The following is a 21,770-nucleotide window of genomic DNA, read 5'->3' on the forward strand; positions in this document are numbered from 1 at the left end:
CCCCTCCCACATTTCGTACGCGTTTGTTCTGAATTGACGAGGTGAGCATAAAAGTCCAGTATGGAATTATAAGTACAAAAAAGCTGCTGTCCGTTTTTCTTCACTCTTGCCAAACCAACAACAACCCGCGAGAACCCGATCATGAAGAAACGCCACCTTATTCCCGCCCTGGCCCTGAGCCTGTTCGCTGCCAGCCACCTGCTGGCCGCCGAGAAAACCCTGCGCATCGGCATCGAGGCCGCTTATCCACCGTTTGCGTCCAAGACCGGCGACGGCAAGATCGTCGGTTTCGACTACGACATCGGCAACGCCCTGTGCGCGCAAATGAAGGTCAAATGCGTGTGGGTTGAAGGTGAGTTCGACGGTCTCATCCCGTCCCTCAAGGTCAAGAAAATCGACCTGGCGCTGTCGTCCATGACCATTAACGAGGACCGCAAGAAGTCGGTGGATTTCACCCACAAATACTACTTCACCTCCTCACGCCTGGTGATGAAGGACGGCGCGGTGGTGGATGACCAGTACGCCAGCCTCAAGGGCAAGAACGTCGGCGTACAGCGCGCCACCACCACCGACCGTTATGCCACCGAGGTGTTCGAATCCAAGGGCATCAACGTCAAGCGCTACAGCAATAACGAAGAAATCTACATGGACCTGGCCGCAGGGCGCCTGGACGCGATTTTTGCCGACACCATCCCCTTGAGTGACTTCCTCTCGATGCCACGCGGCCAGGGTTACGCGTTTGTGGGGCCGGAACTCAAGGATCCGAAATACGTCGGTGAGGGCGCGGGGATTGCGGTGCGCAAGGGCAATGGCGAGTTGGTCAGCGAATTGAATGCGGCCATCGACGGCATTCGTGCCAGCGGCGAGTACCAGAAGATTTCACAGCAATACTTCAAGGCCGATATTTACGGCGACTGATCCAGGGAAATACGCGGTCAATGTGGGAGCTGTCGAGCTCCAGCGAGGCTGCGAAAGCGGTGGGTCAGGCGTGCCGGCCCCTTCGCAGCCTCGCCGGGGCTCGACAGCTCCCACAGGGGGGCGGCGCTGTCTTCAGAAAGGGCTCAACCCTTGAGTTCCTTCAAATGCTTGTAGACCGTCGCCCGCCCCATGCCCAGTACGTTGGCGACATAGTTGGACGCGCTCTTGCCCTTGAACGCGCCTTCGGCGTGTAACGCCAACACCAGTTCACGTTTGTGGTCGCGGGTCAGCAGGTTCAGGCTCAACTGACGCTCACGCAGCCAGCCATGCAGAAAGGTGTTGATGCGCTCCTGCCAATCATCACGAAACAGCGCGTCCGGCTGGGCGATCAGCTTGCTCGGCGACAGGAACAGATCCAGCGCGGCCTTGGCGTTTTCCAGCAGTGAGATATTCAGGTTGATGCACAGCACGGCCAGCCGGCGACCGTTGTGGTCGTGCAGCACGGTGCTCAGGCTGCGGATTTTCTGGCCGTCCCAGTTGAGCTTTTCATAAGGCCCGATATTCACTTCGCTGACGTCACCGTCGAGCATGTCCTCCAGCGACGAGTCGTCACCCAGGCTGCGTTTGGACAGATTGTTGGCGATGTAGTCGACGGTTTGCGTGCGCAGGTCGTGCAGCACCACCTCCGCATGGGGAAAGAATAGCGTGGCGATCGCGTCGGCAATCGCACGAAAGTTCTGCATGACGTTGTCGTGTTCAGCGGTGTTCATCAAAGGGGCTCCAGGCGGACGGGGGAGAGCATACCAGCGTCCAGCCCGAACTGTACGAGGTGCTCGGGCAGCGGCTCGCCGCGCACCAGTGCAGCGCTGGCCTGGCCCATGGCCGGTGAGGTCTGGATGCCATAACCGCCCTGTGCCGCCACCCAGAACAGCCCCGGCACCTGTGGGTCAAAACCGCTGAGCAAATCCCCATCGGCCACAAAACTGCGCAGGCCGGCCCAGGTGCGCGTCGGGCGGCGGATGGTCAGGGTGGTGGCTTCCTCGATCTGGTAGATGCCCATGGCGATATCCAGCTCTTCGGGTTGCACGTCCTGGGCCTGGACCGGGTCGGCGTTGGCCGGCGAGCCGAGGAACATGCCCGCGTCGGGCTTCATGTAGAAGGCTTCGTCAAGGGCCACCAGCATCGGCCAGTCATGGGCATCGACGCCGTCCGGGCCGGCGAAGATAAATGCGGAGCGACGTTTGGGTTGCAAACCGATGGAGGCCGCGCCTGCCAGGCCGCCGATATGGTCGGCCCAGGCGCCGGCAGCATTGATGATGACCGGCGCGGTGAAGGTCGCATCTTGGGTACGCACGTGCCACAGGCCATCGGCGAAGCGGCTCAAGCCCAGCACATGGCTGTCGGTGCGTACTTGGCCATTGTTGCGACGGATGCCGCGCAGGTAACCCTGGTGCAGGGCGTCGGTATCGATGTCGCACGCCGTTGGGTCATAGATTGCGCCGTGGACTTTTTCCCGGCGCAGGATCGGCAAGCGTTTACAGGCCTCGTCGGCGCTCAAGCGTTGCACCTGTGCCACGGTGGCTTTGGCGCTCAGGTATTGACTGTCGAGTTCGGCCGGGTCACCGGTGAAATCGACGGTCATTTCGCCCCGCGCAGTGAGCAGTGGGTGTTCACAGAAACCTGCTGGCGGCTGGTCGAAAAACGCCCGGCTGGCGAGGGTCAGCGCGCGCACTTGCGGGGTGCCGTACGCAGCGGTGTAGAGCGCCGCCGAGCGCCCCGTGGAATGATAGGCCGGATGGTTTTCGCGCTCCAGCACCAGCACCTTGGCGTGCTGCGACAACCAGAAGCCGGTGGACGCGCCGGCAATGCCGCCGCCGATAATGATGAAGTCTGCCTGGTGCATGTGAATCTCCTGATTAGCGCTGGCGTTGGTACAGGGCATTGGCCAATGCAATATCTTCCAGGCCCAGGCCGATGGAGCGGAAAAACACATGGCGCTGAGGGTCCGGGCGCTGCGCCATGTCGCTGAGCAGCTCGGGCAGGTCGCCGAGCACCGCGCGTTTATCCCAGCCGTGCTGTTCCCTGGCAATCAGCATTTCGCCCGCCGCATCCGGAGTGGTCTGGCGATAATCGCAGTACACCTGCATCTGTTCGAGGCACACGGGAGGCACTTCGTGGGCACGCGGTGCGTTGGTGCTGATGGAGGTGATCAGCGCGGGCTTGCTCAGGCGCATCGGGTCGATCACAGGGCCTGCCGAGGAGGTGCAGAGCAGAATCACATCGGCGTCTTGCAGCGCGGCATCGCAGCTGGCGGCGAGGCTCAGGCGCGGGTCCAGCGCGTTGAGTTGCGCGCGCGTTTCGGCGCTGGCACTGCCAAGGCTTGGGGAATACAGACGGATGTGCTGCCAGTCACGCAGGTTTTGCACATAGCGCAGGTGTGCCTGGGCGACCTTGCCGCTGCCGATAATCGCCAGGCGCTGCGCCGACAGCGGCGCCAGCGCATCGACTGCCAATGCGGTGGTGGCGGCCGTGCGTGCGGTGGTCAATTCAGCGGCATCGCACAACAGCAGCGGCTGGCCGCTGTGCATCGACATCAGCAGGGTCCACGCCGTCACCAGCGGGCCCTGTTCACGCACGATGTAGGGCGAGGTCTTGACGCCATACACGCCATCTTCTGCCAGCACTCCGAGGTAATTGATGAAATCTCCGGCGCCTTGGGGAAACTCCACGAACTGCTGCGCCGGCTGCACTGCCTGCCCGGCGGCGAGCTCGCGAAACAGCTTGCGCAGGATAGCGGGCACGTCGATTTGAGCCAGCAAGGTACGGGCCTGTGCCTGATCGATGATGAGGGGGGTATTGGACATGGATGCCTCTGAATAAACTTATTTGTCTATTATGGACAATTAGTTTGTATGCGCAATAACCCAAGGAAAAAATCAGGCCAATGTGGGGCTTGCCCCCGATTGCTCAGCAGGCACAAGGCGGCAAGGATTGTTTAGGAAACGTAACAAGCGCAGTGCCTGTTGAAGGAACCTATTCGCGTATAGGCGCGACTCACCTGACGGCCGGTGTAAGCGCGAGGAACGATCCGCGTATGTCAGTGCCACCAGCGCAGGACGCCCCATACCAGACAGTCAGGTGGGGTAATCGCAATTGTCTGAAAAAGGTACCTCATCAATGTTCTTGAATGATCTTTCTTCACCGAGCCCCGATTGCTATTTGCCCGGTGATCCCTCGTATTCAGAGATGACAAGCGCACTGGACTTGCCCAGCAACAATACAGCTGATCCTCTCAGCGAAACATCGAGCATTCTGGCACGACCTCTGTCCCAAGAGGCGCTTTACACTGCGATCATCCATGGACCTTTCACGGGCTCCTTGCGTAATACCCTGGAAGAACAGCTGCCGTGTATCGATGCTTATGCCCTCCGGGTTACCGCGCTGATCGATAGCGTAGAACGGGGTAACGAAGGTGAGCGCAATATCCGGTTCCAACAGACTCGTCAGTTCCTGGAACCTGCAGGTTACTTTAGCGCCGGATTGTTGGCCGCAGGGTACGACCCCCATGAAAAAATCAGCGTGACATTCAACACTTACGTAGGGAAATGGACGCCGCAGGTAAAAACCAACACGGACACACGCACCTACTTTGCATGGGAAATAGCAGCCGGCGCGCTAAAGCACGACAGGACATCGGAAGGTGGCCTGGTCAATTTCCGAACAACCCAAATCGAGCCACAAGACCGCAGCAGGGTCAGTGATCTGGAGGCGTTGGGAGCGCGACTCCAGCGCCATTGGGAAGCTGAGGTAGCCAAGCCAATGAGCGATGAATCAGGGCCACTGGCCGAGCGCTCGGGCAAAGCGGATGTCTATGTGCTGCGCGGCACCTTGCAAAGCCTGTTAAACGATAAGACTGGCTTCGAACAGTTAAGCGTTGAAACACAAGAGGCGATCTATCGAACGTTATATTGGAACGGCCAAGTCATTATTCCCAATCTCTATGGTTACCCATTGGCAGGCTATGCCTTTATTCCTGACTTGCCCTTTGATGGGAATGTCGAGCATCGACCCAATAAGGGGTTGATGATTGATTTGAAGAGCGGCAAGGCCAGTGAAATATCGGGCGATAGAGGCTTTTCCGAGTGGGCCAAAGAAAATCGCGATGACATCGTTAGTCGATTCAACGCCAGCGACAGGCAAGGCGGTATAGACGCGCATTGGCCCAAAGCTGGAGAGGTGCTTGATTATTACATTGCGGGCAATCTTGCTACCTATCCGGGGCGTCAAAATATAGTCAAAGACATGGCTGTGCCGGTGTGGGAAACATTTAATTATACGAAGTCGCGAGGCAGTGATTATTTTTTGAAGTACGGCAGCCTCCGTTCCGGTATTGCCTCAACGTACCAAGGGTTAAATGCCAATAATGCGGTGTGGAAGGACCAGACACAGGTATTTGGCGCCTCGCAGCAACGATGGAAGGCAGTAAAAGAAGCGTGGAGCAGTACCTTTGGTTATGCACCCGTCGTTGGCAATCTGGGCCAGATCGTTTTCGGGGCGCACGACTCCATTTATGGCATGACGGCTAACGATCGCGTGGGCGGCAATGCCGCAGCGGCCATTTCAGCTTTGCAGCTGGCGCACGATCTGGTGCCAGCCGGGGCAGAGGCGCAGGAGCCGCCGCTCATACCGTTTAACGCCAGCGCCAATGATCGTTACCAATGGCACCCTACAGCGCAGCCCGACGAAGTTGAACTGGCGCGAATATCCAATGCGCCGGCCACTACGCCGTCCACACCAGCGCCAACCTTTGCGGGAATGCGCGAGGTGGAGTTCAGGGGCAAGAAGTATTTTGTTGCTGACAAACCCGATGTGGCAGATGGTGAACATTACAAGCTGCAAGTACCCGACCCGCAAGACCCCTCGAAATTGGCATATAGCGGTATTGCCGCCAAGCCGGATGAGGCGGGAGTGTGGGCAAAAATGGGCGTCCCGGGTGGCGGGCTGAAAGAATATTTTTCCCGTAAATACAGACAGGCACGGGAAACGTTGGGCGCCGTTGCTCAACAACATGCCGACATGGCACTCCCCGTCAAGGAACACGAGGTCGAGCAGTTTACAAAGACGCTGGTGACACTCATGGGCGAGAGTAATGCAGGTGAGTTCGAATGGATTGAAACCTACACTCACGCGGATTCCGACTTTGTCAACGGACCACTGAGAGCGGGTAAGACCACGCCTGAGCTTGAAGCGTTTCTCGGCGAGTTCAATCAATTGAACCCTTATGAAGGCAAAGCTTATCGCTCAGCTTTTGTTACGGATGAAGGCGCGAAAAGGCTTAAAGATGGTGTTGGGAAAGTGTTCCAGGACCCAGGGGTCCAATCTGCTTCGGCAACGGTGCGTAATTCTGCCGAATGGGAGGGGTGGGCCAAAGGCGCGGCAAAGCAGCGAACCCGTGCCACTCAGCAGGTGGTGTATGTTTTTGATGAGTCTGTGCCGAAAATGAATATGTCGACAGACTTTTTGAAGGACCATGTTGCCATAGGTGCTGGAGAATTTTTGCAGGTGCTGGCTTTCAAAGAGCAGGGCCAGAAGTTGTTTGTGTACCTCGCTTCGCCGTCCAAAATGCCGGAGCATGTTTACAATCTATTTGATGGGAAGATCATTTACTGATTGCCTGAGCCCCTCAGTCGGCTGGATGGCGGCATGACTATGTGCGCCACGCCACCGGTTTGCCATGGTACTGAGGGACTGGCGAATCAGCGCCGTCCTGCCCGCGTACTCACATCCACCCACACCGCGAGCACCAGAATGCTGCCCTTGACGATCATCTGCCAGTAACTGTCCACGTCGAGCATCGACATGCCGTTATCCAGGCTGGTAATCACCAAGGCTCCAAGCAATGCCCCATACACCGTGCCCGAGCCACCGCGCATCGAGGTGCCGCCAATAAAACACGCGGCGATGGCGTCGAGTTCCCCCATATTGCCCGCCGACGGGGAGCCGGCGGCGAGGCGGGCGGTGTTGACCAGGCCGGCGAGGGCGCACATCACGCCCATGATGCCGAAGATCCACAGTTTCACCGCTTGCACATTGATGCCCGACAGGCGCGTGGCTTCCATATTGCTACCCACCGCATAGACGCGGCGGCCGAACACGGTCTGGCGAGTGACGTAGCTGAACACGCCGAGCAGCACCAGTAACAACAGCACCGGTACCGGAATGCCGTCGTAGCGGTTGAGCGTGGTGACGAACCCGGCCAGCACCGCCCCGATCAGCACCACGCGCAACCCGTCACGCATCAGTGAGTGCGCGGCCAAGCCATGCAGTGCGCGGTTGCGCCGTTGTTTCCAGGTGAGGAACACCGTCAAGGCAAACAGCAACACCCCGAGCCCGATACCGGCGGTGTGGGGCAAATACCCCTGGCCCACATACACCAGCGACGGCGACACCGGTGCAATGGTGGTGCCGCCGGTAATCCCCAGCAAAATCCCGCGAAACGCCAGCATCCCACCCAGGCCGACGATAAACGAGGGGATGCGCAGATAGGCGGTCATGTAACCGTTGGCCAGGCCGATTATCAACCCGCACAGCGCCACCAGGCTGAGGTTGGCCAGCAGCGGTACGTGATAGACCACGTCCAGAATCGCCGCCAGCCCGCCCAACAGTCCGAGCAACGAACCCACCGACAAATCGATCTCGCCGCTGATAATCACCAGCACCATACCGCACGCCAATATGCCGGTGATCGACATCTGCCGCAGCAGGTTGGACAAGTTACGCGGCGTGACAAAGCCGCCCTCGGTCTGCCAACTGAAAAACAGCCAGATGAACGCCACGGCGATCACCAGGGCGAGCATTTTGTAGCGGGTGAAAAGCTGTTTGACCTGATTCATCTACGCGGTCTTCCGATTATTAGGGTGTTGGCTGAGCGCAGCGGCGAGCACCTGTTCCTGGGTAAGCCCCTCGTTGATGAAGTCACCGCGCAGTTGGCCGTCGCCGATTACCAGCACGCGGTTGGACACGCCGAGCACTTCGGCCAGCTCCGAGGAAACCATGATGATCGACACACCTTCGGCCGCCAGCGCGCCCATCAGTTTGTAGATCTCATACTTGGCGCCCACATCTACCCCGCGTGTGGGTTCGTCGAGGATCAGCACCTTGGGCTTGGCCATCAGCATTTTCGCGAGCACGGCCTTTTGCTGATTGCCGCCGGACAGGCTGGTGATCGGCAGCAACGGGCTGGCGGTCTTGAGGTGCATACGTGCGATTTGCTGGTCGATGCTGCCCAGTTCGGCCTCAGCGTCGATGCGGCTCAGGTGCGCATAGGTGTCGAGCACAGCCAGGGTGATGTTATGGCCGACGCCCAGGTCGGGAATGATGCCTTGGCGCTTGCGGTCTTCGGGCACCATGCACAACCCGGCGCGGATCGATTTGAGCGGCGTGCGCGTATCGACGATTTGGCCGTCCAGCCACACCTGCGCGCTGTAGCGGCCGGGGTAGGCGCCGAACAGTGCCGACACCAGTTCGGTGCGCCCGGCGCCCACAAGCCCTGCAATGCCGAGGATTTCGCCGCGCTTGAGCACAAACGAAATATCGTCGACGCGCTTGCGCTTGGGGTTGTCGACGTCGTAGCAGGTGACGTTGCGCGCTTCAAAAATCACCTCGCCCACTGCATGGGGCTCGGAGGGGTAGAGGTTGCTCATCTCGCGGCCGACCATTTGGGTGATGATCTGTGCGATGTCCATGTCCGCCATGGCGGTGGTCGCGATGTGCTTGCCGTCGCGGATCACTGCGATGGTGTCGCACACCGCAGCCACTTCATCGAGCTTGTGCGAGATATACACGCAGGCCACGCCCTTGGCCTTGAGGCCCTGGATGATGTCCAGCAGCACTTCGATTTCCGAGCGGGTCAGGGCTGAGGACGGCTCGTCAAGGATCAACAGGCGCGCTTGCTTGTTGAGAGCCTTGGCGATTTCCACCAGTTGCTGGTAGCCGCCGCCGTACTGCGACACTGGCAGCGCCACGTTCATGTCCGGCACCTTGAGTTCGCGCATCAAGACTTCGGCCCGTTGCAGCATCGCCGGGTAGTTCATGCGCCCGCCGGGCAGGGTCAGTTCGTGGCCCATGAAGATGTTTTCGGCCACCGACAGGTCGGGCACCAGGGTCAGTTCCTGGTGAATGATGACGATGCCGGCGGCCTCGGTTTCGCGAATGGACTGGGCCTTGAGCGGCTGCCCGTCCCAGAGGATTTCGCCCTCCCAGGTGCCGTAGGGGTAGACCGCCGACAGCACCTTCATCAAGGTGGATTTACCGGCACCGTTCTCACCGCACAGCCCGACGCACTCTCCCGGGCGTACCTTGATATCGATGCCATTGAGGGCGTTGACACCGCCAAAGCTTTTGACGATGCCGTTCATTTGCAGCAGGTAGTCGGCGGCCATGGCGGTCATTGCCCGCCGATCTGCTCTTTGGTGTAGAACCCATCCTTCTCCAGCACGTCGATATTGGCTTTGGTCAACGGCGTTGGGGTGAGCAGGATGGTGTCGACTTTCTTGCTGCCGTTGTCGTACTGCGAGCTGTAGGTCGGCTTTTCGCTGCGCGCCAGTTGCACCGAGAGCTTGGCGGCTTCGGTGGCGATCAGCTTGAGCGGCTTGTAGACGGTCATGGTCTGGGTGCCGTCGATCACGCGCTTGATTGCCGCAAGGTCAGCGTCCTGGCCGGAGATCGGCACCTTGCCCGCCAGCTTCTGTGCGGCCAGGGCCTGGATCGCGCCGCCGGCGGTGGCGTCGTTGGAGGCAACGATGGCATCGATCTTGTTGTCATTACGGGTCAGGGCGTTTTCGACAATGCTCAAGGCTTCGGTAGGGTTCCACTCCTTGACCCACTGCTGGCCGACAATCTTGATGTCGCCCTTGTCGATAGCTGGTTGCAGCACCTTCATCTGGCCTTCGCGCAGCACCTTGGCGTTGTTGTCCGTCGGTGCGCCGCCGAGCAGGAAGTAATTGCCCGTGGGCGCCGCTTGCAGCACGCCGTTGGCCTGCATCTCACCGACTTTTTCGTTATCAAACGAGATGTACGCGTCGATGTCTGCGTTGAGGATCAGGCGGTCATAAGACACCACTTTGATCCCGGCCTTCTTGGCTTCGGCTACGGCGTTGGTCAGCACCGTGGCGTTGAACGGCACGATCACGATCACATCGACGCCACGGGAGATCAGGTTTTCGATTTGCGAGATTTGCTTTTGCTCGTTGGCATCAGCGGACTGCACGAAGACCTTGGCATCAAGTTTTTCTGCGGCGGCGACGAAGTAATCGCGGTCGCGGGACCAGCGCTCCAGGCGCAAGTCATCGATGGAAAAACCGATTTTCGGATGGGCCGGATCGGCCATCACCGGCAAGGCGAGCAGGGCCAGGGCAGTGGCGAGCAGGGTGCGTTTGAATGACTTCATGGTGGTGCGTCCTTTTATTGTTGTTGGAAAGACACTAGGTGAAGACTCTCATTGTGGCGAGAGAGCTTGCTCCCTAGCCACAGGACACTCAGGTGTAGATAAACCGATTCACAACCCCCTCAAGCATCTCCTGTCGACCACTCACGGCCTGCGGATTCAGTTCGTGGGCAAACGCATGTTCAGCCAATGATTCCAGGCTGAACTCACCCGCCAGCACCGCCTGGCCCAATGGCTGCTGCCACCCGGCGTAACGCTGGTCCTTGAATTGCTGCAACGTGTCGTTCTGCACCATCGCCGCCGCACGTTCCAAGGCCAGCGCCAGCACATCCATGGCTGCCACATGCCCGTGGAACAGGTCCACCTCGTCCAGGCTCTGGCGGCGCACCTTGGAATCGAAATTGTAGCCACCGTTCTTGAAACCTCCGGCCTTGAGGATTTCATAGGTGGCCAGGGTCATTTCTTCGACGCTGTTGGGGAACTGGTCGGTGTCCCAGCCGTTCTGCGGGTCGCCGCGGTTGGCGTCGATGCTGCCGAAGATCCCCAGGGACACGGCCGTGGCAATTTCATGATGAAAACTGTGCCCGGCCAACGTCGCGTGGTTGGCCTCGATGTTCACCTTGATTTCGTTCTCCAGGCCGTATTCATGCAGGAAGCCGAACACCGTGGCACTGTCGTAATCGTACTGGTGCTTGGTCGGCTCCTGAGGTTTTGGCTCGATCAACAGGTCACCGGTAAAGCCGATCTTGTGCTTGTGCTCCACCACCATGCGCATAAAACGCCCGAGCTGTTCACGCTCGCGCTTGAGGTCGGTGTTGAGCAGGGTTTCGTACCCTTCACGGCCACCCCACAGCACATAGTTGGCACCCTTGAGCCGCAGCGTGGCGTTCATCGCACTGAACACCTGGGCGGCAGCGAAGGCGAACACTTCCGGGTCCGGATTACTCGCGGCCCCGGCGGCAAAGCGCGGGTTGCTGAAGCAATTGGCGGTGCCCCACAGCAGCTTGATGCCGGTCTGTTCCTGATGGCGCTCCAGGTGATCGACCATCTGTGCGAAATGGTTGCGGTACTCCTTGAGCGAGCTGCCTTCTGGCGCTACGTCGGTGTCGTGGAAACTGTAGTAGTCGATACCCAGCTTGGAAAAAAACTCAAAGGCCGCCTCCGCCTTGCCGATCGCCAGCTCCATCGGATCGCCACTGCGCTGCCATGGGCGTTTGAACGTACCCATGCCAAACATATCCGCCCCCGGCCACACAAAGGTGTGCCAATAACAGGCGGCCATGCGCAGGTGTTCGCGCATGGGTTTGCCTAGGATCAGCTTGTTGGCGTCGTAATGGCGAAAGGCGAGGGGGGATTCGCTGGCAGGGCCTTCGAAGCGAACCTTGTCGACACCGGGGAAGTACGGCATGGCGGTTTCCTTATTGTTCTGGGCGGTGTCTGGATACTAGCAACGGCACCTGGGGTGCTGATTATGAAAATCACCAAGGTGTAGTGCGATTTTGCACAGCGAGGTCTAATCTGCACCCACCGGCCCCAGGACAAAAACAATGAAAACCCTACCGCCCGTGCACCGCATCGCCTTGCTCTTCAACGGCAGCAAAATCTACGACCGCGGCATCATCACCGGTATCGGCAATTACCTGAGCAGCACCCGCGCTTCCTGGGACCTGTTCCTGGAAGAGGATTTTCTCTGCCGTCTGCGCGGTATCGAGCGTTGGCAGGGAGACGGCATCATTGCCGACTTCGATGACCCGCTGATTGGCGAGGCGCTGGCCGGGAGTCGGATACCGGTGGTGGCGGTGGGGGGATCTTACGAGGACGTCAGCGCGTACCCCAAGGGCATTCCCTATGTCGCCACCGATAACTACGCCTTGATGAAGCTGGCCTACGAGCATTTGATCGAGGCCGGGCTGACGCGCTTTGCCTGTTTCAGCCTGCCCGAAGCCCAGGCCAATCGCTGGGCGCAGGAGCGTGAGAAAGCCTTTCGCGGCCTGGTGCAACGCGATGGTTTGCCGGTGGAGATCTATCGTGGCCTGGGCACCAGTGCGCCGTTGTGGGACAGCGCGGTGGAGCAGCAGATTGCCTGGCTGCACAGCCTGCCCAAGCCCATCGGTATTATCGCGGTCACCGATGCCCGCGCCCGGCAGTTGTTGCAAGCTTGCCTGACGGCGGGCATTGCGGTGCCGGAGGAGGTGGCGCTGATCGGGATCGACAACGACCCGCTGACCCGCACCCTGACGCGGGTGCCGCTGAGTTCGGTGATCCAGGGCACCGAGACCATGGGCCGTACTGCCGCGGCCTTGTTGCATCAGATGCTGCACGGCAAGCCCTGCACCGGCACGCAGGTGCTGGTGCCGCCGGACGCGATCAACGTGCAGGCCTCCAGCCTGCATCAGCCCTTGGGCAACCCTTATGTGATGCAGGCATTGCTGTTTATCCGTCAGTACGCGTGCCAGGGGATCAAGACCGACCAGGTCGCCGCCTATGTCGGGGTCTCACGCTCGTCATTGGAAGCGCACTTTCGCAAAGTGCGTGGGTGCAGCGTGCATGACGAAATCCTGCGCTTCAAACTCGCGGCCGCCGCCAAGGGCCTGGAGAACCAGGACCTGGCCATCGCCGACATCGCCGCCCGCTGCGGCTTCACCTCTGCGCAGTACTTGCATACGGTGTTTCGCCGCGAGTTTGGCTGTACGCCACGTCAGTATCAGCAGGGCAGGCCAGTTGCAGCGCCTGTTGCATGTTTGCCAGCTTGATCTGGGTTTCTTCGTACTCATTGGCCGGCAGCGAGCCCTCGACAATCCCGCAGCCAGCAAACGCGTGGCAGTGCCTGGGGGTGATCAGCGCCGAGCGCAGGGCCACGAGAAAATCGCCATTGCCCTCGGCGTCCAGCCAGCCCACTGGCGCGGCATACCAGCCCCGATCAAAGCCTTCGTGTTCACGGATAAAATCCAGCGCAGGCGCGCGCGGTAGACCGCCGACTGCGGGGGTAGGGTGCAAGGCCTGGATACCGTCCAGCAGGCGCTTGCCGGCGTTGAGCCTTGCGGTGATGGGCGTGCTCAAATGCTGCACGGTGGCAAGTTTCAGCAAGTTGGGGTGCGGCGCGGCGTGCAGGTCACTGACCTTGTCACCCAAGGCTTGGGTAATGGTCTGCACCACCAGTCGATGCTCGTGCTGCTCTTTCGGGTCGGCCAATAAACGTTTCCCCAGCGCCTGATCTTCATTGGGCTTGCACCCACGACGGGTGCTGCCTGCCAGGGCGTGGGTGGTGAGACGGCCCGCCTCGCAACTGAGCAACCGCTCGGGTGTGGCGCCCATGAAGCAGTGTTCGCCCCGGTGAATCGCGAACAAGTGCGAGGCGTTGCGCCGAGCGTGCAGGCGGCCCATCACCGCGCCAGTGTCGAGCGCGGCGTCCAGGTGGTGGTCGATATGCCGCGCCAGCACCACCTTGCTCAAGTCACCCCGGGCGATGACGTGCAAGGCGGTGTCGACCTTGGCCTGCCATTGATCCCGCGGCAGTGCGACGCGTTCCACCACATGGGGGGCGGGGGCAACGTGGGTGGCTGGGTTGAGCAGTTTTTCATGGGCGGCCAGGCTTGCTTGCGCCAAGGCCGCAGGATCGCTGCCGGGCTCGACCACGCGCTGGCAGCGCAGCCAGCGCCCGTGGCTGTCCTCGCTGAGCAACCAGTGGGCAAGGTGGAAACTGGCATCGGCAAACGGCGCCCAATGGGATGCGCAGGGCTGCTGCTCATCAAAGCGCATACCGCCCAGCAGCAAGGGCGGATGCGGGCCGTCCACCAGCGCATCGGCGCACAGTGCGAACCATTGGCGATCCACTTCGGCCATGCGCTGGGGCCCCGAGGCTTCGATCTGCCAGGCGCAGCCGAGGCCGAACAAACTTAAGTCCGGCGAGTGCGCGCACCAGAAGAAACCCTGGCGATGGGCCTCGTACAGTGCCAGGGGCGCGAGCGTCGGCGCGGGGTAGGCGCTGACGGCAATAACGGGGCGCTGGTACGCCACCGCCCGTTGATGCGCGGCCTGGAAGGTCTTGAGCAAATCGGCCGCGTTCATACGCACTGGCTCTTTTTCTGTAGCCAGAAGGCCGTCTGCTCGGCGATGTACCAGTGGATGATCTGGTTGAACAGGCCCTCGACAAACTCGCCATCCAGCCCGACCTCCTGCGCCCACTGCCGGCGCTGGGGCAACATCGCCGCAACGCGATCGGGTGCGGCGATGCTGGCCTGGTCGGGTTTGAACGCGGAGGCGGCCTTGACGTATTGCATGCGCAGGCCGAGGGCGTCGATGATCTGCTTGTCGAGGCTGTCGATGGCATGGCGAATGTCGTGAAGGCCAGTGCAGTGTTCCGGGGTTTTCATCGTGCGTCTCCCTGAAGGTCGGTGGTGCGCTGCAACAGGTGGTCGATCACCGGTCGCGGCTGATGTTTGAGGTAAAAGTGGTCGCCGTCGAACAGGCGGATATCCGGGGTATGGCGGCTCAGGTCGGCCCAGGCGCTAGCCTGCTCCAGGCTGACTTCGGCGTCATCGCGGGCCAGCAGCACGTCCAGCGGTGCCGTTAACGGCTGCAGGTTCGCGGGGCGCCAGGTTTCGATGGCCTGGTAGTCGCTGCGCAACGCCGGCAGAAACAGCGCGCGTAACTGCGGGTTGGCCCACAGGTCGGCGGCCTGGGCGTCCTGGCGCAGGATGTCGGCAATCAACGCGCTGTCGTCCTGGCGATGCAGGTCGCTGGACGGCTGCCGGTGCGGCGGTGCGTGGGCCGAAACAAACACGTGGTCAGGGCCGACACCGTCGGCCTCCAGCAGTGCGCCCACGGCATAGGCAAGCGCCGCGCCCATGCTGTGGCCGAACAGCCACAGGGGCCGCGCAGGCAAGGCCAGCAACGCCTGGCTGATGTGCTCGGCGAGGGTCGCCAGGCACGGGATATGCGCCTCGTTGAAGCGCTCTTCACGCCCGGGGTACTGCACTGCCAACAGGTCAATGTCACCCGGCAAATGCGCCAGCCACGGCCGAAAAAAGCTCGCGCTGCCACCGGCGTGGGGCAGGCACACCAGGCGTGCGCGGGGCTGTTGACCCTCACGCAATACACGCAGCCACGGGCTCATAAGGCCAGTACCTGTTCCGCCAGGGCCTTGCGGTTGACCTTGCCCAGGCGCGTCAGCGGAAACTCGCGCAGCACCTGCAAGCGGTCTGGCAACTTGTAGGCCGCCAGCCCACGTTCGCGCAGCCAGGCGTTGATCGACGCCAGGTCCAATGACGCGCCGTGGGCCAGTATGCAGGCGCAACTGCGCTCACCCAGCAACTCGTCGGCCAGCGCCACCAGCGCCACATCGCGGATCAGCGGATGGCCGAGCAGCAGGTTCTCGATCTCTTCCACCGGAATCTTTTCGCCGCCCCGGTTGATTACATCCTTGCTGCGGCCCTCGACGATCAAATGCCCTTCGGGCAGGCGCCGTACCAGGTCGCCGCTGCGATAAAAGCCATCGGCGGTAAAGGCGCGCTGGTTGTGCTCGCGAGCGTTGTAGTAACCGCGAATGGTGTAGGGCCCGCGCACCAGCAATTCACCGACGTCGCCGGGGGCCACCGGCACATCGTCGGCATCGACGATACGGATCTCATCCGCAGCGGTCAGCGGCAGGCCCTGGGTGTCGAAGACCAGCGCCTGCGGGTCATCCAGCCTGGTAAAACACAGCAAGCCTTCGGCCATGCCGTACACCTGTTGCAGGCCACAGCCCAGGGTGGGGCGGATGCGTGTGGCGATCTCGGCCTTGAGGCGTGCGCCACCGACTTGCAGCCATTGCAGGCTGCTGAGGTCGTTGTCGGACCATTGCGCCACTTCCAGCCACAGCAACACCAGTGGCGGGATCAAGGCCGTGTGGGTGATGCGTTCGCGCTCGATCAGTTCGAAGGCGGTGTCGGGGCTTGGCTCCGGCGCCAGTACCAGGGTGGCGCCGACGCTGAACACTCCGAGTGCCCCCGGCGAGGCCAGCGGGAAGTTATGCGCCACCGGCAGCGCCGCCAGGTAACGGGTGTGGCGGTCGAAACCGCAGGCTTGCGCCGCCAGCCGGGCATTGCACGCATAGTCGTCATGGGTGCGCGGGATCAGCTTGGGCAGGCCAGTGGTGCCGCCGGACAGCAATAGCACCGCCACATCGCGAGCGTCCGGCGCCGGGAACGGGCGAGGCGTGGCGACGCAGTCGGCCAGGGCCACGAACTCCTCGGCCACGCCTACCACCCACACCTGTTGCAGGCTCGACACCTGGCTACGCAACGTGCGCGCCAGGGGCCGATAATCGAAGCCCAGGTGCCGGTCGATAATCACATAGGCCACCGCTTGGCTAAGGTGCGCCAAGTGGGCCAATTCATGTTCGCGGTGGGCCGGCAGCGCAAACACCGGGATCGCGCCCAGGCGCAACAGAGCGAAGGTCAGGCTGAAAAACTCGGCGATATTGGGCAGTTGCACCAGCACGCGCTGGCCGGCGACCAGCCCGCGCGCGGCGAGGCCGGCGGCCAGGCGGTCGGCGTGTTGGTCCAGCTCGGCGTAGCTCCAGCGTCGGTTGCCGTCCACCAGCGCCTCTTGCTGCGGCGTACGCTGGGCTTGCTCATGCAGCAGTTGGCCCAGTGGCACGCCTTGCCAGTAGCCTTGCTCGCGGTAGCGGCGGATAAAATCTTCGGGCCAGTCTGTGAATCCATCAAGCATGGCTATCTCCATGTGCAGTCGGGCAGCTCAGCAATTGCGCACCGTGTAACGTCAATGGTTGCGCCAGGCCGGCGACTTGCACCGCCTGTACGCCGGTAAATTCGGCGGGTTGCAGGTGCAACATCGGGTCATCGCCCGCGAGCAAATTGAGGGCGCTGTGATCGGCGGGGCTTACCCCCAGGTGAATGGCCGCCAGCCCCGTGGCGCCGTTGGGATGGATCAGTCGCTGCGGGTGCTGGGAGGGCGAATAGGGCGTGACCAGAAACGGCAGACGCTCATGCCGCGGGTAAACAAACCGAAAGCGCGTCTGGCTGCCGTCCGCACAGGTGCGTTGCCACTTCACCACCCGGCCCATGGCCACGCCGCCGGCCGCCAGGTTTGTCAGACGGGGTGCCAGGGCCAGGTCATCGCAGAGCAGCGCGAGGTCGCAAAAACCTTCACCCTGGGCAGCCCAGCGCAACATGCGCCGCCCGGCGCCACGCCCGGCCAGGCAGTCGATGGGCCACTTGAACAGCCAGGCATGACGCGGGGTGGTGAGCAGCTCGATGATCGGCCCGTGGCTGAACCAGATATGCGCGTGTTGCGCGCGGGCCTCGGCGGTGGCGTAGATAACCTCGAAACCGGCGGCGCGAAAGTTCGCCACCGCCTGGTGCAGGTCGCGAACCCACAGCAGCACATGGCTGCAGGACGAACGGGATTGGGCAGTGTTCAAAGGGGCAGGGCTCCCACGAGTTGCGCGCTGGGGTCAGCGCCTGGCGGCTGTACGGCGTCGGCGCAGCGATGCAGTTCGGTCATCGGCAGCGTGCGGGGAATCGGCGGTTCAATCAGTTCCGGCATGCCGATCAGGCTGTTCATTTCACGCCAGGCCATCGACACCTCGGTGGCCCATATGCCGCTGCGCAGGCGCTGCGCCGGTTCGGCGATGTCGGCGCATAGCGCATCCAGGGCGAGGCTGACCGCATCGGGCCAGAGCTGGTTGAACACCTGGTGATAGCTGGCGGGTATGTGCGGGTCGAGCACCACCATGCTCGGCCCGGCCAATCGTTCACTGCCTTTGCCTGCCATGATCAGGCGGTCGGTGTCGTCCCGTGGTGCGTGCAGGCGTGGGTTCCACAGCACCGGGCCGTGGGTGTCGCACAGGCTCAGCACGCCGCCTTCACAGCCGACTTCAAGGCGATGCAGCAGGAACGAGTGGTTGTCCGGGTCCTGGGGATGTACCTGGTTTTGCACGCGCAGGCTGATCGGCACGCCATTGAAGCTGGCGTTCAACCGGGTGAAGGGCTGCGCACCGACACTGGCGGCCGGCGCCGCAAATACCCAGGGCCGCAAACCACCGGCCAGGCGCCCGAGAATATCCAGCAACGGGTAGGCCACCTGGCTGTTACAGGCCGCGTCGATATAGGCCAGCCCTTGTTGCTCACGCAGGTACGCGGCTACCGCCAGAAAACGCCGGATCGCAAGGATATTCGGGTACAGCGTATTGACCGCATAGGCCGCCTGGCCCTGACGCGCGGCCTGCATGCACGCGGCGATTTCGCGGTGATGCACCGGGTGTTCCTGCAATACGTGAATGCCACGGCGCAAGAACTGCTGGGCCAGTTCGCTGCCCACGCCACCGGTGGCGCCGGAACGCACCACCACGCAGGCAATGTCGACGCTATCGGGCACCTGCTCGACGGCCTCGTACAGCGCCACCCCGTAGTGATCGGCGCAGGCCTTCGAATAGGCATTGCCACGCGACAGGATACCGACCAATTCATAGCGCTCATGGGCTCGAGCCAAGGCTTGCAGGTAGATGCGGCCGAACGCGGTGCCGGCGACGATCACGCGTGGACGAGCGCGGCTCATGACCAGGTCACCGGCAGGCAGTGGGCACCGCGAAAGAACGTCGCCGTTTTCCACTGCACCTGCCCGCAGCGTTGCAGGTTGGGCAGGCGTTCTACCAAGGCTTGCAACGCCTCTTGCAACTCCACCCGCGCCAGCGCCGAGCCGATGCAGTGATGCAGGCCGTGGCCGAAGCCGAAATGGCCGCCGGCATCGCGTTGCAGGTTGAGGGTTTGCGGGTCGGCAAAGCGCGCCGGGTCATGGTTGGCCGCACCGATGGATGCGAAAACGGCTTCGCCCCGGCGAACCAGGGTTTCACCCACCTGGATATCTTCGAGGGCGTAATGCACAAACATCGCCGCCGACGCCAGCGGGATATAGCGCAGCAGCTCTTCCACCGCCTGGGGAATCTGCTCGGGATGGGCCTTGAGTTGTTGCCACTGTGCGGGATTGTCCAGCAACACCAGAATGAAATTGGGGATCTGCGAAGCACTGCCTTCGTAGCCGGCGACGAGAATGGCGATGCACAACAGCAGCAGTTGGTCTTCGCTCAGGCGCTCGCCTTGGTCATCGGCCTGGGCCAGGGCGGTCATGAAATCGTCCTGGGGCTGACGGCGCCGCTCGGCGACCAGGCCCTTGATGTATTCGGCCAGTTCGCCCAAGTGCTGTTGGGTCAACGCGGCGTCTTCGGCGCGGGTCGACAGCAATGAGTCGTTCCATACCTTAAAGCGGTCACGGTCTTGCAGCGGTACGCCCAGCAGCTCGCAAATCAACGCCAGGGGCAACGGTAAGGCATAGTCGCTCACCAAGTCGGCGGGCGGGCCGGCGGCGAGCATACGGTCGATCAACTCATGGGCGTAGGCCCGAGCATGGGGGCGCAGTGCTTCGACGCGCCGCCGGGTAAACGCCTGGGCGGCGCGGGAGCGGATCCGCGTGAGTTGCGGCGGGTCCATCATCACGATGCCGCCGGCAATTCGCGGGAATGCTCGCGGGGCATCGTCGCGGCGAAAGGCTTCGCTGCGGCTGAAACGCCGGTCGCCCAGCACCAGGCGCACATCGTCATAGCGGGTGGCGAGCCAGGCTGGCGCGCCGATGGGCATCTGGATACGCAGCAGGCCCGGCGCTTGCTGGGCATGGCGGTAAGGCTCGGCGAGCTCCAGGTCGGTGAAGGCATTGAAAGGGTAGGCCAGCGGGGTCATGGCAAGTCCTTGGCGGTAGGCAGGTCGGGCAAACGGTCGAGCAGTTCCAGGTGCAGGTCTGGGTGTTCCAGGTGCGCGGCCAGCGCGGCGCGGCTCAAGCGTTGGCAGGGCACTTGGGCGACGAACACACGATGGCCGAGCGGCGCCAGCGGGTGGTCGGCGGCGGGCAGGCTGCGATTGCCCTGGAACCCGGCGCGGGCCAGGGCGGTTTGCCATTGGTTGAGATCGAGGAAGGTACTGCTGCTCAGCGCGCGCTCATCGCTGGCCTGGTTGAGCATGAAAGCCTGGGAGGCCATCACCCAGAACTCCTCCTGGGTCGGCTCGCTGAACACCAGCCAGCCGCCGGGTTTGAGCAAGGCGAGCAGGGTGGCCAGGGAGCGCTCGGTGTCGCGGGCGGCATTCAGCACGCCCCCGGCGACGATCAGGTCCCAACTCTGGGTGCGATAGCCTTGGGCAGGGGCGGGGCGGTCGATATCAAACACCCCGTGGCGCACCCACGGCCAGGCGTGCAGACGCTCGGCGGCCTGCTCGCTGAAGTAGCGCGACACGTCGGTGCACAGATAGTCCACCGTGACCTTGGCCAGGGCCGGCACCACGGCCTGGGTGGTGGAACCGGTGCCGGCACCGACTTCCAGCACCCGCAAGGTCTCGGTGCCGCTCTGGCGCGCAGCCCAGGCGCCAATCCAGTGAGCCACGGCGCGATGCTGGTACTGCGCCGCCAGGCTTTCGCGGTACAACGCCGCCGCACGTTCGGTGCGGCCTTCGGGAAACAGCAGGTGCACCGCTGCGCACTCACCGCGCATCAACGCCGGCAACTGGCGAGCGTTGTCTCGCGCGTAATCGAGGGTGGCGCTGCCGCCGGTGTTGCGCGCCCAGTCCAGGCTCAACTGTGCCCAGATGCCCTCCAGGCTGGCGTCGCTCCAGGCGCAGGCGTCGAGGTTGGGATGCAGGCGGTCGCCTTGGCGGCGCAGCAAATCCTCGGCTTGGAGCACGTCGAGCCAGCGTGCGATGAGTGGGCGGTGGCCGGGGGCTATGCCGGCATTGGCGAGGCTCTGCGCCACATCGTTGAGTGGTGCGGGCAGCAGGCCGCACTGCTCCAGGCCATTGAGCATCGACAGCAAGGCGGCGTGGCTCAAGCGCTGGTTCAACTGTACGGCGTCGGTCAGCTGCGTGACGCTGAACTGCTGATCGACGGCGGCTGCGGTCGCGTCCAACTGATCGTCCACTGTCGCCGGTTCGCACGGCTGGGGCACCGCGAACAGTGTCGTGCCGTGCAGCGCCACCGCATTCACCTGGGGATGTTCCAGTGCCCGCCGGCACCAGCGCTGGTGCTCACGCTTGACGCTGACCAAGTCGCGCCCGTCATCGGTAAAACCCTCTACGTGGCAATCGAGCTGCGCCGCTGCCCGTTCCGCCAACTGCCAGTCGCCCGGTCGGGGGCTGATGAATAACAGCTGTTGCAGATGGCTCAGATCACTCAGGGCCAGGGCGGGAAAGTCCAGCAGACGCTCCAGTTGTTCGGCGCTCATCATTACCACCGCCGGACGCTGGCGTTCGAGCACTGCCAGCAAACGGGCCGGGGCCTGTTGATGCAGGCCCAGGTCGGTAAAGACCGGCAAGCGCCAGGGGTGCTTGCCGGCGGGCAGTTCGATCAGCAAGGTGTCGATATTCAT

At 62.3% G+C, this 21,770-nt stretch carries 18 protein-coding genes; 3 read left to right on the plus strand and 15 right to left on the minus strand.

Annotated features, from left to right (window positions below):
* Positions 1-141: 141 nt before the first annotated feature.
* Positions 142-918 carry an ABC transporter substrate-binding protein gene (locus PSEBG33_RS15820; protein ID WP_005787405.1) on the plus strand — a complete coding sequence of 259 codons (777 nt, stop codon included), beginning with the start codon at positions 142-144 and terminating at the stop codon, positions 916-918.
* 143 nt (positions 919-1,061) lie between these two features.
* On the opposite strand, the gene PSEBG33_RS15815 is transcribed toward PSEBG33_RS15820, so the two are convergent.
* From PSEBG33_RS15815 to PSEBG33_RS15805, 3 genes are read right to left on the minus strand one after another with little or no spacing between them, the layout of a single operon-like run.
* Complete coding sequence (locus tag PSEBG33_RS15815) at positions 1,062-1,688, minus strand: helix-turn-helix transcriptional regulator (RefSeq protein WP_005787407.1); 627 nt, start codon at positions 1,686-1,688, stop codon at positions 1,062-1,064.
* The gene (locus PSEBG33_RS15810) at positions 1,688-2,821 is read right to left on the minus strand and encodes an NAD(P)/FAD-dependent oxidoreductase (RefSeq protein WP_005787409.1); all 1,134 of its coding nucleotides are present in this window, start codon (positions 2,819-2,821) and stop codon (positions 1,688-1,690) included. Before PSEBG33_RS15810 ends, PSEBG33_RS15815 begins: the two co-directional genes overlap by 1 nt.
* Positions 2,822-2,834: 13 nt before the next feature.
* A complete protein-coding gene (locus tag PSEBG33_RS15805) occupies positions 2,835-3,782 on the minus strand; it encodes an ornithine cyclodeaminase family protein (RefSeq protein ID WP_005787411.1) in 948 nt (315 codons plus the stop codon).
* Between the two features lie 313 nt (positions 3,783-4,095).
* On the opposite strand from PSEBG33_RS15805, the gene PSEBG33_RS28210 reads away from it, so the two are divergent.
* The gene (locus PSEBG33_RS28210; protein ID WP_005787413.1) at positions 4,096-6,588 is read left to right on the plus strand and encodes a hypothetical protein; all 2,493 of its coding nucleotides are present in this window, start codon (positions 4,096-4,098) and stop codon (positions 6,586-6,588) included.
* Positions 6,589-6,674: 86 nt separating this feature from the next.
* On the opposite strand, the gene PSEBG33_RS15800 is transcribed toward PSEBG33_RS28210, so the two are convergent.
* The 4 genes from PSEBG33_RS15800 to xylA form a co-directional block, all read right to left on the minus strand.
* Positions 6,675-7,811: a sugar ABC transporter permease gene (locus PSEBG33_RS15800; protein WP_005787421.1), complete on the minus strand. Its 1,137-nt coding sequence runs from the start codon at positions 7,809-7,811 to the stop codon at positions 6,675-6,677.
* Positions 7,812-9,368: a D-xylose ABC transporter ATP-binding protein gene (xylG, locus tag PSEBG33_RS15795; RefSeq protein ID WP_005787424.1), complete on the minus strand. Its 1,557-nt coding sequence runs from the start codon at positions 9,366-9,368 to the stop codon at positions 7,812-7,814. It lies immediately after the preceding gene.
* Positions 9,365-10,366, minus strand: a complete 1,002-nt coding sequence (gene xylF / locus PSEBG33_RS15790; RefSeq protein WP_005787426.1) for a D-xylose ABC transporter substrate-binding protein — start codon at positions 10,364-10,366, stop codon at positions 9,365-9,367. The genes xylG and xylF overlap by 4 nt, the downstream gene beginning before the upstream one ends.
* 88 nt (positions 10,367-10,454) lie before the next feature.
* Positions 10,455-11,771, minus strand: a complete 1,317-nt coding sequence (gene xylA / locus PSEBG33_RS15785) for a xylose isomerase (protein WP_005787428.1) — start codon at positions 11,769-11,771, stop codon at positions 10,455-10,457.
* Positions 11,772-11,910: 139 nt separating this feature from the next.
* Between xylA and PSEBG33_RS15780 the strand changes: the two genes are divergently transcribed.
* Complete coding sequence (locus tag PSEBG33_RS15780; protein ID WP_005787430.1) at positions 11,911-13,116, plus strand: XylR family transcriptional regulator; 1,206 nt, start codon at positions 11,911-11,913, stop codon at positions 13,114-13,116.
* Here the strand turns inward: PSEBG33_RS15780 and PSEBG33_RS28705 are convergent.
* From PSEBG33_RS28705 to PSEBG33_RS15745, 8 genes are read right to left on the minus strand one after another with little or no spacing between them, the layout of a single operon-like run.
* The gene (locus tag PSEBG33_RS28705; protein ID WP_005787431.1) at positions 13,004-14,431 is read right to left on the minus strand and encodes an isochorismate synthase; all 1,428 of its coding nucleotides are present in this window, start codon (positions 14,429-14,431) and stop codon (positions 13,004-13,006) included. The two genes, PSEBG33_RS15780 and PSEBG33_RS28705, sit on opposite strands and share 113 nt — an antisense overlap.
* Entirely contained in the window at positions 14,428-14,736 is a 309-nt protein-coding gene (locus tag PSEBG33_RS15775) for an isochorismate lyase (protein WP_005787433.1), read from the minus strand. The genes PSEBG33_RS28705 and PSEBG33_RS15775 overlap by 4 nt, the downstream gene beginning before the upstream one ends.
* Positions 14,733-15,479, minus strand: coding sequence for a thioesterase II family protein (locus tag PSEBG33_RS15770; RefSeq protein ID WP_005787434.1), 747 nt, complete (start codon positions 15,477-15,479; stop codon positions 14,733-14,735). The genes PSEBG33_RS15775 and PSEBG33_RS15770 overlap by 4 nt, the downstream gene beginning before the upstream one ends.
* Positions 15,476-17,074: a (2,3-dihydroxybenzoyl)adenylate synthase gene (locus PSEBG33_RS15765; protein WP_005787436.1), complete on the minus strand. Its 1,599-nt coding sequence runs from the start codon at positions 17,072-17,074 to the stop codon at positions 15,476-15,478. Before PSEBG33_RS15765 ends, PSEBG33_RS15770 begins: the two co-directional genes overlap by 4 nt.
* Positions 17,067-17,786 (minus strand): VOC family protein, encoded by a 720-nt coding sequence (locus PSEBG33_RS15760; RefSeq protein WP_005787438.1) that lies wholly within the window; start codon positions 17,784-17,786, stop codon positions 17,067-17,069. Before PSEBG33_RS15760 ends, PSEBG33_RS15765 begins: the two co-directional genes overlap by 8 nt.
* Positions 17,783-18,922 carry a Gfo/Idh/MocA family oxidoreductase gene (locus PSEBG33_RS15755; protein WP_005787440.1) on the minus strand — a complete coding sequence of 380 codons (1,140 nt, stop codon included), beginning with the start codon at positions 18,920-18,922 and terminating at the stop codon, positions 17,783-17,785. Before PSEBG33_RS15755 ends, PSEBG33_RS15760 begins: the two co-directional genes overlap by 4 nt.
* Positions 18,919-20,097 carry a cytochrome P450 gene (locus PSEBG33_RS15750; protein WP_005787441.1) on the minus strand — a complete coding sequence of 393 codons (1,179 nt, stop codon included), beginning with the start codon at positions 20,095-20,097 and terminating at the stop codon, positions 18,919-18,921. Before PSEBG33_RS15750 ends, PSEBG33_RS15755 begins: the two co-directional genes overlap by 4 nt.
* Positions 20,094-21,770, minus strand: coding sequence for a class I SAM-dependent methyltransferase (locus tag PSEBG33_RS15745; RefSeq protein ID WP_005787443.1), 1,677 nt, complete (start codon positions 21,768-21,770; stop codon positions 20,094-20,096). The genes PSEBG33_RS15750 and PSEBG33_RS15745 overlap by 4 nt, the downstream gene beginning before the upstream one ends.

This window comes from Pseudomonas synxantha BG33R (assembly GCF_000263715.2).
Taxonomy (GTDB): Bacteria; Pseudomonadota; Gammaproteobacteria; order Pseudomonadales; family Pseudomonadaceae; genus Aquipseudomonas; species Aquipseudomonas synxantha_A.